Genomic DNA, 16,646 nt, shown 5'->3' with positions numbered 1-16,646 from the left:
GATAATCCCTTTCGCCTTGTTAAATTATGAAGTTAATAGTTTTTCTAAATGTTTAATCGTCGGAGTTAAATTAGCAAAAAAGTAAGCCTCTCGAAGTCTCCGTGATGCATGGCTATATTTTAAATAGCCTGCACCTCCTTGGTGAATCATAGCAGTTTCAACAGCTCGTAACGTTACGTAAGCTGTCTTTAGCCTAAGTTTCACGATCTCACGCCAATGTTCTTCACTGACATTGAGCTGCTTCAAATCAGCGTGCAATTTTACTAACTTTTCTTTCAATTCTTCTGCTTGAATTGGTAAATATCGATTGCAACCGTTTTTTATATTACGAACTTTTTCGATGCAGTTGATTGACGCTTCCGTTACACCTAACCCGAGTGGAATTTGATAAACGATAAATGTTGGTCGAATCCGCTTTACAAAGTCGTCTGCATCTTCAGTAACAATTCGCTCATAGGGAACAAACACATGATGAAACTTACACGCGAACGTTGCACTGCCATTCAATCCAAGATAATCTCGTTTTTCTTTCGTTTCGAGTCCATTTGCATGAAACGGAATAAATCCCATGATTCGCTTACCTTCTTGCACTTCCGCAATAAAAGCAAAGACATGATCCTTTGCAAGATTAGAAACGGCTGGTAAAACCCCCGTTATTTCAAACCCACCATCAACCCTCTTCGCTTGAAGATGAAGATTTTCAAGTTGTGCATAATACTTCATCGGATTCGAAAGACCTGTACCACCAAGTCGTTCACCACTTTCAAGAAGAGGAAGGAGCTCTTCTTTCAAAGTCGTATTTTCTGAATTACGGATATACGTAAGGGCTGCCAAGTGACACCATAGGCAAAAAGCAGTTGTCATACACGTTTTTGCAGTCGCTTCCACAAGTTTTAATTCATCAAACAAAACATGCTTCGGACTACGATTAACGGATGCAAAAAAACCTTCTTCACCAAGCCTGCGCAAAAAATGTTTAGCGTAAAAAGCTTCTTTATCAATTTTATTTACGTAAGGCTTTAACTCCGTGTCAATCAGTGCATCGAGTTTATTAATTTCGCTTTTTACCATCGTTGCCACTCCTGACCTTTATTCTTTATCCAAAATTTCCGTAATTTCATCGATTGGGGCTTTAACTGCTTCACGTGCACGTGTAACAGCCGTTTCATCTGGCGCATCATAAAAACAAAGGCATTTTGTCATGTCTTCACATACGTACGTACGAGCAAACGACACTTCTGGTACTTCATCGTAATAAACTGAATTTTGCTTTTTCCTTTCCAAATACTTTTCCATCGTTAAATCTTCTGGTAAATTCCATTCAACTAGGTAATTTACTTTATCTTTGTTCGCCTTTACATTGTCTAGTTCATCACCGACTAATCTTACTTCTTTTACTAAATTAGCAATAATCCCTACGTCATTTAGATGTTCGAGCGTTGACTGTTCATCTATCGCTTCAATGATAAAAAATGAACGAGTAAAGTCTGTAGAAACTTGTAATTCAATTAAAGAAGACTCATTGTTTTTTAACTTTACTTCCAACTCCTCTACTTTTTTCGTTAACTGCTCCTTCGTTTTAACTATGTCTTGTAAAGATGCTTCAACTAAAAATAAACTCATGTTAGGCTTACCTCCATTTGTTATTAAAAAATTTTTATATTAAGACGCAGTTCCGAAATACCGACCGATGAAACGTTCAAAAACTGAAATAAACCGGTCAAGAAGAAACCCCAACAACCCGATAACAACTATCCCAGCGAGTACATTCGCAAGGTTTAACGTATTCCTCGCATCAACGATAAGAAATCCAAGTCCAGACTGTGAGCCAACCATTTCGCCAGCAACTAAAAAGATCCATGCAGTACCTACTGCAACACGAAGCCCACTGACAATTGCCGGAAAAGATGCTGGGAAAACAAATTTACACAAAAATTCAAATTTGTTCACTTCGAGGTTTTGGGCAATTTTTATATAATCATGCTCGACTTTTCTCGCTGCTGACACTGTCGTTAACAAAACAGGAAAAAACGCAGCAATAAAAATAATGACAATCGCTGGAATATTTCCAATTCCAAACCAAAGGACGATAAACGGGGACCATGCTACTGGCGAAACAGGTCGAATAAGTTGGACAATCGGATCAAGTACTTGCCAAACACGTGGCATCCTTCCTAACATTAATCCGAGCACAATCGCTGGAATAACTGCTAACAAATACCCAATTGCAAAACGACTCAGACTAACGGCGACATCTTTAAACAATGTCCCACTTTTAACAAGGTCAAGTAACGATAAAAACACAGTTGTTGGAGACGGAAATAATGCGTCATCATAACCGCCTAATGTAATCAAAAGTTGCCAGGCAGTGAGTAACAAAATAAAACTAACGATAAAATTGATCGGTTTTTTCATGACTTCCACATTGAATCACTTCACTTCATCAAAAAAGTGTGTTTAAAAAGGACGACAACGAGAGACAAAGTCGACTAAATTCGCAACCTCCTGTTGCAACAGCATGTGCGTCGAAAGTCGAGAAAGTATTGCTCTAAGCTATACTATTGCATAGAACGGACTGACTTCTATATTAAAAAGCTCAAACTCACGTTCGAAACACTCATTGCTTATTCAAAAATTATTGTTTTAGGTTTACTCACAGCAGCATACTCGCTGAATCATTATTTGACTCCTGTGAGAACGACAGCAGTGGCACATCCTGTGCATCAAAAGACTTGCACGTGTTTGGCAGAAGAACATTAATTCCTATACGTGAATCACGTAAGCGCAAGCTGTTAAAGAAAACTTAGCTAGTGCCGAGTCTTTAGATGTGGTAATTGCTTAGTTGAGACGTTGCAAAGAGATTCGCAACCTATCGTTCCCGAACGTTTTGAACATCCTCTATAAACGAATGATCGACAAAATCTTCATATGCTGGTGGTTGTTCAGATAAACCCATTTCAACCATAAATTGACTTAGCTTGTTGTATTCCTCTTCTTCAATACGTAACTCAGCGAATGAAATCCACTCCAACGACAGATCGAGCACTTCTTCATCGACTTGCATAAATGTAGCGAATGACTCAAACAGCTCTTTTCCCCTCTCATTTGCTCGTTTTCCAGATTCTACATATTGCTTCACAAAAGAATGGGTTACTTCTTCATGTTGCTGGATAAAATCGTTTCGAAGCACGAGAACACAACAATAGGAATCTGGCCAAATTTCGTTAGAATGATAGTGCACTTTCCCATGACCAAGCACGACTGAATGAGCACCGAACGGTTCTGCAACAACATAACCAGCAATTCTATTTTCGGCTAATGCTGCTGGCATTTCAGCAGGAGGCATTTCGACAACGTTAACATCTTCATATGTGAAACCGTCTTTTTTCATCATTTCATTAAGGAGTAGATTATGAGTTGAAAACTTATGCGGGATGGCATACGTTTTCCCGACTAAATCTTCTGTTTTTTCAATCTCTTTCGATGTGATCATGACATTTCCATCTTTATGACCAAGCGCAATTGCTTTTAAATCGATTCCTTGCTCTCTCGCTTTCATCGCCAGTTCAATTAAAACCGAAGCTCCGTCAATTCGCCCCGTATTTAAGGCATCCATTAAATCTGGCCATGATCCGAACTTCACCATTTCAATCGAATAGTTTTCAAATTCTCCATGATGAAGATGAGCATCTAAATATAAGGGACCCGCATGAGTAATTGGTAAATATCCAATTTTTATTGTCGGCTTTTCAATCTTTTCTGTTCCACTTGTTTGCCCACAAGCAGAAACTAATAGTAGGAATAATACAAGAAAAGGAATATAAATTTTCTTCATCATGACGTACCTCAAATCGTATATTCTAATTGTGGACGCTCACCGCTAACCGCAAATTCATCAAGTATTTTTTTACGAAAATAGTTGAAATCATCATGTGTACGGTCACGTGGCTTCGATAATTTGATGTTTATTTCTTTAAATATTCTGCCTGGATTAGACTGCATAATGAGCACGCGGTCAGATACGTATACAGCTTCATCAATATCGTGAGTAACGATCAGAATCGTCGATTTTTTCTTCACTTGAATGTTCAAAAGTTCATCTTGTAATTTGTAACGATTAAACGTATCAAGTGCTGCAAACGGTTCATCCATTAAAATAATGGACGGCTCCATCGCAAACGCTCTTGCTATTGCCACGCGTTGCTGCATCCCTCCAGACAATTGATGCGGAAACTGTTCCATATGATCTCTAAGCCCAACAAACTGTAGCGCTTCTATCGCTCGTTTTTGTTTTTCATTTGCAGAGATCCCTTCGTTTTCTAAGCCAAGCAGCACATTTTTTAACACAGTCCGCCACGGAAGTAAATTCTGCTGTTGAAATAACATCAAACATTGCTTCGTTGGGCGTTTTACTTCATTCCCATTAAATAAAACTGAGCCACGATTTGCTTGTAAAAACCCACCGATAATTTGCAGAAGTGTGCTTTTCCCACATCCGCTTTGCCCGAGAAGAGTTACAATTTCTCCTTCCACAACTCGGAACGAAACATCTTCAAGAACAGTAAAAACATCCCCGTTACTTTTAAACGATTTCGAAATATTTCGAACATCAATCACACTTATCACCCTATGCATATAATTCATATAATTTTAATGGGTATTATAAGTATATTTTACTTTATTGGAAAAAGCAACAAGTTTTTTTAAAAAAATAAAAAGTGAGGGAATCCTTTTTGTATTCCACTCACTTCGGTTAATAAGTTAATTCAATTCAGACAAAAAATCGATCGTAAACGGGACTTTATCATAAATTTCATTTGTTGCTTCATCTTTTAAAATTAAGTAATATTCTATTTCTCGTTCGTATGACATCGTTCTAAACACAAACTTTTCTTTAAACGTCCGTTCACTTGGTTCGGATGACTCACTATCAGCAATGAGCAAGTTTTCATTTGAAACACGTTCTCCATTTTCATCGATAAAATAAAGGGAAAACGTACGTGGAAGTCGTTTTTCCTCAACTTTTTCTGTTTGGAAAAATTCCAAATATATCACTTGATTCGTTACTTTTCGTAATGGAGTTGTAAGTTTTACATCGACATATTGAATCATATTTTTCGAGAATTTACTCCGATCATTTTTAAACGTAATGACAGGAATGACGATTTCTTGTAACATCGAACCACCATGAACGTAGTTCGCCCCCGTTCCTTGAATGGAAAAGCGAGTCGTTCCATTCGGAACCGTCACATACAGCGGAGTGCGTTGATCGAGGAGGTGATGGACTTCATAAGTAAGCGTCCCTTCCTCTTGCTTCGTTCGTATTTGCTGTGACAAAACGTAACGACGTTTGATTCGAATCGCTTCCTCCACATGCTTCGGAAGTTTATCTCGTTCTTCCAACCGTTGTCGTTCATATAGAAATCCATGATCGGCTGTTATAAAAATATTCGATGCACTGACATTATTGACGAGTTGATTGACGAGACGACGTATATCGTGAATAGCTGCTTCCGCTGCTTCAAATACACCAACTTCTGTCGCCGCATGATCCCCTCTTGCATCAATCGTATTGTGATAAATGTAGATGAGCTTCTGACCAGCTAAAGATTCTCTTAATTGAGTACGGTTTTTCGCCATTAACTCTTGAAATGTAAACGCTACTGCATTTTTCACATGCTTTTGCAAAATCGCCTTGCGATTTTCTAACCCTTGCGCTCGAATATCATCGACAACGACGTGACCCTCTACATATTCAATCGTTTCATGTGGAAGCAAGCTTGCCATTCCTAATTCGGTATAAGAAGGAATCACCCCTTGCATCGCTTGCAAATCAGTCGACGCTTTACGCTCATTGTTTAATACATCCATCAATTCTTTCGCTACTTCATAACGAAGAGCATCAGAAATAATCACAAATGCACGTTCATCAGACGAAATGATTGGTTCAATGTACGTTTGATAAAATTGCGTTTGCTGTGCAATCCGAGCAATCGTCCACGTCGGAACGAGCTCTTTATTTTGTCGATTTGTCCACCTGATCGACAACTCTTGCAAATACCAATTCGTATACACATTCTCGATTTTTTCTCGCAACGGAAAGAGACGTTCTTTTCGCTCAATCCGGTCAAACGCCGTATAAAACTTTCGGTAAAATAAATCCGCGCGATAATAATCGGAAGCATACGCTTGAAAAAGATCGTACGCCGATTGATCAGGGATATAGTTATCTTTTTCTTGAACGAACTGAAGCAACCACCGTCCATTTTCAATCGCTTCATATTCCGCTTGAAACTCTGAGTACCAATGTAAACGACGTCGTTCCGTCAAAATGTCTTTATAATACGCAAATTGATTGACGTCATAAACGAGCTGTTCTTGCAAGTAAGCGATGACTTTTTCATCAAATTGCCGAAAACCATCTGCTTGCACAATCGCATCGATCGCCCAATTTTCTACGATTAAATTAATATGTACTTGCTCAGCGAATCGATCAGCGAGCTGATTGAATACTTCACGATCTGTCGTATGATTCATCCATTGATTCATAAAGACAATGACATTCATCGGTCGACTAGAAATGTACGGCTGCCACTCGCTCGGGAGCAGGTCAACGTCTACTTGATCTGATAAATACGTCATCATAAAAAACAAAAATAACGAAGATAATGTTCGCTCTTCTAACGAATAGCCGTAATGACGTTCCATTAACTGCCAAAATGTCGCAACATCACCATACTTTTCAACTTCTTCCCAAAAGCGATTTTTTTCTTTTAATTCCTCTTTTAATAACGCACGTACGCATTCATCTGAAGAGAGAAACGGACTTTTCGTCAACGTTGCCAAAACGGCTAAATCAATCTTTTCTTTTGAATCAAACGTCGTTGAAAAAGAGAGAAACGTTTCTTTCCGTGTTTGACGGCGAAAAAAAGTCGAATATTTTTCAAACACTGGTCGAAGCTGATCGTCTTCGACACCGACTTCACGCATCGTCATTGTCACGCGATCGCTCGTATACTCCATGCCATTTTTATAATGTAAAAACAACCAATCTTCACGCGGAGTCGGTTTCGGCATATTCGCATAGATGAGAAAATGCGAATCGGGATCAGCGGTTTCAAGCTCATACTTCGTTGCAAATAAATTATTCTCCGTTAACGTCCAAATGCGGACATCATCAAGTTCAAGTTCTTTCACTTCATTTAAAAATTCACCGCTTGCATCATACCAAAACACGACATGACGCCTACGGTTATGTGTTAATTCTTTTTCAAATAACGCTTTTAATTCTCGTTCAACTTTCGATACATTCATTTGTATTCGCTCCTAGAAAGAGAACACTTGTCCTCTTTTCATAGCTATTTTTATTTAGAAATGGTAAAATAATACATGTAGTTGCATAAGTGGATGGGCGGTTGACACTCCCTTTTTGAAAGGGGGTGATCATCATTGGTGACATATGATGTACTGAGTGTATTGATTCAGTTTGGTATTTTTCTAGCAACAACACTTGCCGTTGTTGTTGGAATCATAACCCTTGTCACGAATAAAAAGAAGTAACCCCCTCCGCTCTGATCCAAAGAATGTGAGGTAGTTACTTCATGGGTGAACATCGTTTCTTTTTGGTCAGCCGCTCATCTGGCGGCATGCAACTACTTGTGACGGGGTGTTTCGCTCACCTCGTCATCTTTACTATAACACAATTGTAACGGATTATATATAACTTAGCAAAAAATTGAAAAAGGATCTAGAAGCACAGTGTAATATAGCGATTATATTAATTCTAACGATAATGTTTTGTATAATCTCCAAATAAGAAGATTGTTTCCACCAATAAATTCGGATCATTAAAATTGCTTCATGTTACTAGTAACTAAGAAGCTTAATTGCAAGTGTTATCAACCTTCAGTTGAGTTGCTTTCCTTGACTATATCTTCTTTAAGAGATTGTTCTTTAGCGGTGCTTTTCCTTCCCCTTGCGGAACTTCAATGTTTTGGAATTTCGCATAGTTCACTTTCACACCGTCATCAAGATCAATTTCAATGCGTTGATTGGCAATATGCGCAATCACTTGATCGTACTCGCGACATTCGCTCAATTGCTTTTGTAATTTTTCTTTCTGTTTCGTTGCTGCTCGTTTTTCAGTTTTAGAAACATCCGAATCGATAACACCATTTAACCGCTGCATTTCCGACTCATATTTTCGTTGTAACATGTGCAAATATTCCGTACGAACTCGAGCAACAAGATTGGAATCGTAACGATGCATGTAAACGAGTGCTTTAAACCCATTTTGTCGACCACTATCAAACTGCCAATAAATCGGACGCTTTTGATAAATACGCACGTGATCCGTATAAAACTCATTTAAGAAATAACGACGAATCCGTTGACGTGCCGTTTCATTGTCTCTTTTTGATAATGCTTCCGCAATGAATTCGAGATTGTCTTCTAAGCTCTCTTCACCGTACACCGTGCGAACAAACTCAACAAAGCGAGCGACGATGTCATCGTCAAAATAATCTTCGTCTGTAATCGGAATGACGTTGTCTTCATCCGCTGGAAATGACGTATACTTTGACGGATCAAATTCACCACCAGCATAGATGAGACCTTCTTCATCGAGCGAATAACGTCCTAACATACAACCGACCGCATAGGAAATAAATGACTTCACGTCTCTTTCTAGATCCGCTTTACGAACGGTGACATCTTTATCTTCAACTTCAGGTGTGAGTTCATCTTGTAATCCATAAATATCAATAAAGATCCGATTCAATTCTTCTTCATTCGCTTTTAACGTCTGGAATCGCTCTTCTGCTTCCCGTTCCCATTTCTCATACGCTTGTTTTATCGTCGGTTCGCCATTGATAAACGGATGGTGCTTGAAGTCCCATGAGGTTTCGAAAGAGTCCCAGTCTTTTTTAGATATACTAATTGACTCTGTTACTATCTCCTCAATCGTCATTCTGTAATCATGATCTTGATCTGGCAAGGGGATACTTCCAACATTTCCTACTTGAAAATTTAACGTTGGGTTTAAATTCATTAAGAAAAAGTAAGCTAATTTACTTGTTAACAAGCCCGTTAAAAAATAAATGTCTTTATCTTCAGGGAATAATGAAGATCCACCTACATCAAAAATAAACCCTTTAGGTGAATATCGAACTCCAAAATAAGCTGAACTAACAAATGACCACGTTATACTTTGTTTAAAATAATAATCTATATTTTGTGGTCTAGAACGTAATTTTCCACGGTTATCAAAAAAATGTTTTATTTCATAACCATCATTTTCCCAGTTTACGACATACTCTTGATTCCCATACCATTTCCGATATGAGCCACCTTTATTATAAGGAAACCATTTTTTCATACTTTTAATTGCCATTTGTGTATTAATACAGTTAAAACCAATCTTGTTAATGTTAATTTCATACCATAACCTTAAAAAACGTTCATTATTCCCAGTTTGTAAACCAACCTTGGTATCAACGTTATCGTTAATTTTATTATTTTTACTAAATATATTAATTACCCTATTACTGGCCCAATAAATAATTGGATTACCTGGCACTTTTTTGAAATTTTCTTGAGCAAATGTATATCGATAATAAACCTTTGGATTTTTAACAGCTTCTAAGGTTTTAATCGGTTGATTTTTTGAACCTTTAAAATCGGATAATCTTATATATTCGCCTTCTACTTCACAACTATAATTTCTTAAAGTAAATGTACATATTGGTACAGTTGCACCATCAAAACCTGAATACTCTAGTTGAATTAAACTACTAATTGTTCGGTTATCAATGATATTTTTACGCAACTTTTCATATGACGAAATAAACATCCACACATATGGGGTCATAAATCCAATTTGTCCATCTTGTTTTGTTGCATTAAAACTATATTCAACAAATGAAGAAAACAAATCAGATTTTACTTCTGGGTAATGCTTAGATATATTTTTTAAAGTCTCATTTGGAACATACCGATTCCCTGCATACGGTGGATTTGTAACAAAAATATCATACTGTCGACTCATTATTTTTGCTTGTTTAATTAACGATTCTAAAAGCGGTATTAAGCGTTCTTTCATGTCGAAATTAAATAATGTTTCAGGTTCTTCTTTAAGAGCATGCACACGTTTTGTTAAAAACTCCTCGTCAAATGATTGGATTTTAATTAAAGCTCCTATTACTTTTGCATGATGAAATTGCTTCAAAAAGCTATACATTTTCTCAAAATCTTCACCAGAAGATTCTCCGGCTAAAAAAATAATTTCATCTTCCGTAAGTTGATTTGTTTCTTGAATTGAAGCTATATTCAGAGTTAAGCCTTCTTGTTCTATACTTTGGAGAAAATGACGATTGTATTTCATCGCTTTCATAATGACTGAAAAAGTCGCTAATTGATATGCTCTATCATCTATATCCAATCCGTATAAGTTGTTTTCAATGATTAGTCTCGGAATTTCTCGTTCCATATAGCCACATTCTCGATATATTTCATACAAGACATCGAACATATAAACGAGAATATGACCGCTACCCATTGCAGGATCGAAACATTTAATATCTTCTACTTTTAGGTCCTTGTTTAAATACGAAGCTAACTTTTCTTGATTTACTTCCCATTGATCAGAATTTTCCAAGTAAAATTCCCAATTGCTTATTAAGGTCCGATGTTCAGGATGTGATTCAATCCAATAACGACCTAAAGAGTTTTGCACCATATAGCGTACAATCCAATTAGGTGTAAAAAGTTGAGTTGCATACGGTAACTCATGAGATTTATATCTTTTTTTAGCTTTTATAACACGTTCATTTTCTTCAGAAATATAATATTGGTACAACCAACCGATAATTTCTACTTCTTTTTTCCAATCTGACTCTTCAATGAGTTCGACCATGTCACGAATAACAGAGCCTTCGGATAATAGCTGATCAGGTAAAAGCAATTCCGTATAGTCCGCAATTCGTTCAAAGACGACAGGCATGATTTCGCCAAGTTTATTACACTGTTTGACGAGAATATATTTGAATAAACCTTCTGTGTCGTTGGCATCTTGAAGTTGATAGACGAGATCCATATCAAGTTCGAGATCGTGAGCGATCATATCAACTTCCGATACGGCATCTGGCTCGGTTTTACCTTCGATGATCGATGAAAAGAGACGCACTCCTGTCGGCAAATAGTCGTTCACTTCCATAAAGCGAATCGCGATAAAACGGTTGAACCACGTGTATGCAACTTCTTCCATGACGTGCTCGAAGCCTTTTTCTTCGATTTGATTGAGAAGTTTTTCTCTCTGTTTAATTTCATATTTTTTATAAAATTGTTGATTGATACGAAAGCCATCTTGGTATACTTCAGGCTCTTTCACTTCGGATTCGGTTATGCCGAGTTGATACGCTTTCTGTTTGACATCATCTATTAGTTTCTTTCTTGCGTTCACTGCAAAATTGCGAATCGCAGATTTGTTCATGGTAAAACTTTCCCCCTTCGATTGAGAAAAGCCCGCTCGTGCGGGCTATCGTTCCTCGTACTACACTTTCACTACACAAGCGTAATAATCGTATTTTCGTCAAGCTCAGACTCTAGTTTTTTACGTAAGTCTTCGACAAATCGGTCGATGTCTTCCTTCGATTCAATTCTAGTCGTTCCACGCATCACTTGTGTTTTGCTTAATGTTTTCATTTGTTTTTGCGGTTTTGGTTTGACTGGCTCGACTGCTTTTTCTTCTTTAGGAGTGGCAGCCATTGCTTTTTCGTGTTCGAGTTCAACGACTTTTTGTTGAATGTCATGAATGAGTCGGACTTTCAAGCGGTCACTTTCCGTTTCCATCGCAATCGCTTCATAGAAGTTATTGACCGTGTCGAGTCGCTCTTTTAATGACTGGAAGCGATCGAGTACGTTTTGTAAAAAGATGTCTTTCACTTCGGGATGTTGATTTAGCTCTGCAAGAACGGCTTGACGGTCTTCTTCAATCAGCTTGCGAATCGGTTCACATTCTTCCGAAAGTAAATCTACGAAGCGATCGTCGAACGTTTGATAGAGGGCAGGTAACTCTTGAATACGTGAATACGGTTCAACATGTCGAACAATGCTTTCCATTTCACTAACCGCTTCTAAAATCGTTTCATCATGAACATATGAGCGATTATGCTCAAAAATATTGAGCTTCTTCATCGCATTATCGTAAATTTCCCACTGGTTCGTTTCGAAAAAGTCTTTCACTTGTTGAACCTCTTGTGCATATTGAAGAAAGTCGTGACGCCATTCGCGTGCTCGTGTAAAAAACGTCATCGCATCATCAATCAACATGAGCTGTTGAATGAGCGTCTCACCTTCTTCGAGAATTTCCTTCCCAGGGTAAGAACGGTGAACATACTTTTGGAGTAATTGTGCAATTTTTTCTTTTTCTTGGCTTAACAAATCTTTAAACCGATTCATTAATCCGTCTTCATCATCTGGTAAAACGGTAATACCGAACAGATCACGACTTAAGTCTTTCACGTTTTTCATTAATAATGGGGAAATGCGTTCCCGGGTTTTCACCGTCACACGATCAATGTAATCCCGCTTCGTAACGTAGGTGAGCAATTCACGATTGTCTGGTTTAACGTACGAACTATTTAATAAAAATCGAATGTCTTGGCGCTTGAATAATGTGATTAAAACCGCTTGCGTGTCACGCTCGTTCCATCCGTACGGTTGATTTGAAAAATGAACGAGCACAGCTTTCACGGTTGGCGGGTGATTGCGTTTACTTAGTCGTTCAATAAATTTATTCACTTCATTAATGGCTAGCTCGTTCGGGCTACCGCCTTCGAGTGTCTGTTGCTCGACTGGCTGTTCGACGAGTTCTTTTAATGTTTCTTCACTTGCAAATTCTTTTACGTAACCAAGTTTGTCATACAAGCTGTGAATGAGTGTTTTAAAGCCTTCATTTATTCGTTCGGCTGGATTTTTTGCTCTAATGTCAAGCTTTTGGCCATTAGCGTAAATGTCTGCTTGTTCAAGCGCTTCAATTAAATACGTCTTCACACGTCCTTTTCGCTCATCCGCTTCTTTCCCTTTTTTTAATTTTATTTCTTCGATCGCTTCTGATAATTCGGAGCCACTTTTACGACGAATGTAGGCTTGAATTTTTAAAACTTCAACCATCTCTTCTAAGTATGCCGTCTGGTGTACAGGTAAGTGAACGATCACATTCGGCTCACGCAACGACATCGCTCGTAATTCGGCTTGATGCAGTTCATGAACAGCATCGTAGTCTGGTGTGAGGACACGGATACCAATGTCATGAACTTGTGTTCCTACTGGTCGATCATCGATGAGTGCGTTAAAATCAAAATCGTGTTGACGGGAGTGACGATATTTCGTATCGACATAAATATTGTGGAAAATTTCTTCACCGATTTCTTTCATCACTTCTGCATGATCGATTTGCATGTTCCGAATTTCACGATTGACGTCTTGTTCATCGTTCGTGAGAAAGTCGTATTCATCGCCATTTTTCTGAATGAGTGTTTCATTTAAAAGTCGAGATAGGGAACGCTCGATTTGTTTTTTAATTTCAATTTTGTCCGCATCAATGTGATGAACCATTAACGTCGCTAAATTTTCAATCGTTGCCGGCATTTCTTTCACGTGTTTAATGAGGAACAGCAACTTTAAAATCTCAACGTCATCTTCATTCAGGCGAGAGTTTTTCGAAGCTTGAATAATGACGAGATGGACACTCGTATCGAGAAAGGCGATCATCGGACCATAAAATGCCGAAAATGGAATTAACGTTCCCGCTTCTTTTTCAGCATACTGAATCGCTGCTTCACGGAATGCACTTAACATCGAACGCTCTCCACGTGATTGGTGTTTTGTTGAGCTTGAATGGTGCGCAATTTCCGTAATCGCACGTTGTAATAAGTTAAATTGGTACGGAACGAACGGATAGACGTCAACAAAATCTTGTTCACTCGAATATCGCTTCATTTCCGCCATGTTTTCAGGGAAGTCGATCAAATTGTTCAAGCTCGATTGCTTCTCATGAAAAATCGCTTTAAGCTGATCTTGTGCTGCTTCATTTTTTAATAATAGTCGCTTCGTAATGACTTCATCGACGTAAGCACTCGATAAGCTTAACTTCGTATCGAAACGACCTTGAATTTTTGAAAAGTCATGCCCTTTGACTTGTAAAAAGGAATCATAATCTTCTTGGCTCGTGACAATAACCCATGCTTTTCCTTTACATTTTATGCCAAGTTCATGCACGATCGTTTGCAAATTTAGCATGAGTCGTGAATCTTCCCCAATGTATTGCCCGATTTCATCTATGAAAAATAAAACGTGATGCTCGTGCTTTTTTCCTTCTATATATTCACGGACACGGTCTGCAAATCGTTCAATGCTGATCGAATACTCTTGTTCCGCTCGTTCAAACCAGTTGCGAGCCGCTTCTTCACTCATCTTCGTTGCTTTCGTTAACGCTTCGATAATCGCATCTTCTTCGTAATAAAAATCTTCTCGCGAATCGACCCATTCATTCCCCGAGATGTCTTTAAACGTTGCTTTAAACGTTTCATATTCCCCGTTTTTAACAAGCGTTCGTTCCATATCGGCAATCCAAGGGATCGCCCCACAAAAACCTTGCATTTCATTAAACGCTTTGTTCATCACTTTGACGATCGCGTCTTTTTCATTTTTTGCATCCGCTTCACTTTTTGCATCAATATCAAATAAAATAACGTCTTTTTCAACGCTTCCAGCTAGCTTAATATTTTCTAAAATCGTCGGATCGGTAACCTTATCAGTAAAATAATCGACGACTTGCTTCCCGTTCACGACATCATTTTTTGTTAGATACGATAAAATTTTAAGAAAATGCGATTTCCCTGATCCGAAAAAACCAGAGATCCACACACCGACTTCATCCGTCGGACCCGTGATCGCTTTTTTATATGCTTCAAAAAAAGCTTGCATATGTCGCTCGATTTCATCGGTTACGACATATTCATCCAACTCCTGATGAATGTTCTCCTCTTCATTTCCGATTTTAATAACACCTGGGATATCCCGTTCAATCGGTTTACGAAACATCTTCGTAATTTTCATTGTTTGACCCCCTATCGATAACCAACTAATGGGAACGCGCGATAATAGTTATCATCTTTCAATTCGTTAAACAACATTAACGACTGACCGTTATATTTTCCTGGAAAAAACATGACGACAGGCAACCGCCCGACCGCTCGATGAATGTTATTTAAAATCGTATGGGAACGAATGAATGGAAACGCTCGTCCAACCCCTGTAATAAACACGATATCATTCGACTGAACACGGTCTTTCATATAATGGATGACGAGATCGTTATTTAACGTTAAGCGCAACGATTTTTGTGTCGCATTTAACACGAAGGCGCTCCCTCTGCGCTGTTCCATTTCGAAGTTTTTTTGTAGATAGCCTTTTTCCTCTAAAATTGCAATGACGATCTCGTAAAGATCAAACTCACGAATGTAAATGTCTGATCCGGCTTTATTCACACGTTCTTTTATAAACGCAATATGGTCGCGAACGATCATTTCATGCTCGGGATCATAGTCAAAAATATGATAGCCGACTTCATTGCTCAATCCTTTGCTTTCACGAAAAGCAGGGTCTGTAATTTTCGGTAAAATTTCTGCCAGACGTTCTTGAATCGTTTTCATACACGCTCACCCGTTAAAATTTCAATATATGTATGCTCTGCTTTCGCAAGCAAATGCTCTTTCACAGTGTAGTTCAACATACCTACTTGCAACTCACGCGGTTCTTTTTGCGTTTTTAAAAGTCCCGCTTCATATAAAATGCGAATATACACTTGCTGTAGCTTATAAAACGTATAATCTTTCCACGATGCCACTTTTTCACTTTGTTGACGTTTCGCTTCGAAAAAATTAAAAAAGTCGCGGTTCGTAAGACTCATATCAAGCAAACGTATTTTTTCTTTATATACTTCATTCATGAATTCAAAAAATAACCGATCGGTTTTTAAAATGCTATAAAGGACGAGTAGCTTACTCGTTTCAGTGTCACTATTGACGAGATGATGAAGTAGCACGTCATCTAATTGTTCTAAACGCTTCATGATCGATGTAAACACTTCACGCTTTCGCCGATCCGTTTGAAATTGTAAAATGTTTTCAACCATCACTTTCTCAAGCAACGCTTCTTTATTCAAACCTTGCAACCCATAATGGGCAAGTTTTCGCGTTTCCATATAAAAATAAGGTCGGGTTTTAATCGTTGAACTGTACGTCAACTCTTTTTTCAATGGTAACCAATCCTTCAGACCAATTTTTCTACTATTATAGCAAATGCCCGTAACTATGACGAGAATCTACGAGTGTTTGACTGAGTCAAGCTTTTGTGGGCACTTTCTTATCTGATTTAGAAAACTCTCTTTCATTTTAACACCCGACTCCGCCCCTAATAATCTAAATGACTATTCAAAAGATAACTACAAACATTTTAAGCATACATTCGTCAAAGATTTGTAACTATTAATTAGAATTAATAGGTTAAGTGTATATGGTAACTTAAAAGTGATCCACCATGACAATTGAAAACTGATCCACTCTTGATAGAAAATAACCCTAACG

Annotated in this window: 11 protein-coding genes; 1 reads left to right on the top strand and 10 read right to left on the bottom strand. The window is 38.1% G+C overall.

The genetic code is table 11. The features are described from left to right. Nucleotides 1–24: 24 nt before the first annotated feature. From ABU914_RS12855 to pglZ, 6 genes are all read right to left on the bottom strand, one after another. Nucleotides 25–1,071, bottom strand: a complete 1,047-nt coding sequence (locus ABU914_RS12855) for an acyl-CoA dehydrogenase (protein ID WP_379670127.1) — start codon at nt 1,069–1,071, stop codon at nt 25–27. 18 nt (nt 1,072–1,089) lie between these two features. Then, a complete protein-coding gene (locus ABU914_RS12850) occupies nt 1,090–1,623 on the bottom strand; it encodes a DUF4242 domain-containing protein (protein ID WP_379670126.1) in 534 nt (177 codons plus the stop codon). Nucleotides 1,624–1,662: 39 nt separating this feature from the next. Further along, on the bottom strand, nt 1,663–2,424 hold the full coding sequence (locus tag ABU914_RS12845; protein ID WP_379670125.1) for an ABC transporter permease: 762 nt from the start codon (nt 2,422–2,424) through the stop codon (nt 1,663–1,665). 445 nt (nt 2,425–2,869) lie between these two features. Beyond that, nucleotides 2,870–3,835: an ABC transporter substrate-binding protein gene (locus ABU914_RS12840; protein ID WP_379670139.1), complete on the bottom strand. Its 966-nt coding sequence runs from the start codon at nt 3,833–3,835 to the stop codon at nt 2,870–2,872. Nucleotides 3,836–3,846: 11 nt separating this feature from the next. Further along, nucleotides 3,847–4,635, bottom strand: a complete 789-nt coding sequence (locus ABU914_RS12835) for an ABC transporter ATP-binding protein (protein WP_379670124.1) — start codon at nt 4,633–4,635, stop codon at nt 3,847–3,849. Nucleotides 4,636–4,761: 126 nt separating this feature from the next. Next, nucleotides 4,762–7,314, bottom strand: a complete 2,553-nt coding sequence (gene pglZ, locus ABU914_RS12830) for a BREX-1 system phosphatase PglZ type A (RefSeq protein WP_379670123.1) — start codon at nt 7,312–7,314, stop codon at nt 4,762–4,764. Between the two features lie 138 nt (nt 7,315–7,452). Between pglZ and ABU914_RS12825 the strand changes: the two genes are divergently transcribed. Further along, nucleotides 7,453–7,560 (top strand): putative holin-like toxin, encoded by a 108-nt coding sequence (locus tag ABU914_RS12825; protein WP_379670138.1) that lies wholly within the window; start codon nt 7,453–7,455, stop codon nt 7,558–7,560. 367 nt (nt 7,561–7,927) lie between these two features. On the opposite strand, the gene pglX is transcribed toward ABU914_RS12825, so the two are convergent. The 4 genes from pglX to ABU914_RS12805 all read right to left on the bottom strand — a co-directional run bounded on the left by pglX (nt 7,928) and on the right by ABU914_RS12805 (nt 16,318). Continuing rightward, nucleotides 7,928–11,488 (bottom strand): BREX-1 system adenine-specific DNA-methyltransferase PglX, encoded by a 3,561-nt coding sequence (gene pglX, locus ABU914_RS12820; protein WP_379670122.1) that lies wholly within the window; start codon nt 11,486–11,488, stop codon nt 7,928–7,930. A 71-nt stretch (nt 11,489–11,559) separates the two neighbouring features. Continuing rightward, nucleotides 11,560–15,117, bottom strand: coding sequence for a BREX system P-loop protein BrxC (brxC, locus tag ABU914_RS12815; RefSeq protein ID WP_379670121.1), 3,558 nt, complete (start codon nt 15,115–15,117; stop codon nt 11,560–11,562). Nucleotides 15,118–15,128: 11 nt separating this feature from the next. Further along, nucleotides 15,129–15,713, bottom strand: a complete 585-nt coding sequence (locus ABU914_RS12810; RefSeq protein ID WP_379670120.1) for a DUF1788 domain-containing protein — start codon at nt 15,711–15,713, stop codon at nt 15,129–15,131. Next, nucleotides 15,710–16,318: a DUF1819 family protein gene (locus ABU914_RS12805; RefSeq protein WP_379670119.1), complete on the bottom strand. Its 609-nt coding sequence runs from the start codon at nt 16,316–16,318 to the stop codon at nt 15,710–15,712. Before ABU914_RS12805 ends, ABU914_RS12810 begins: the two co-directional genes overlap by 4 nt. Nucleotides 16,319–16,646: the final 328 nt, after the last annotated feature.

The sequence above is a fragment of the Pueribacillus sp. YX66 genome (genome assembly GCF_041725775.1).
Taxonomy (GTDB): domain Bacteria; phylum Bacillota; class Bacilli; order Bacillales; family UBA6769; genus Pueribacillus.
The sequence above is the reverse complement of the archived record's forward strand: the minus strand, read 5'-3'. Positions and strand labels throughout refer to the sequence as shown.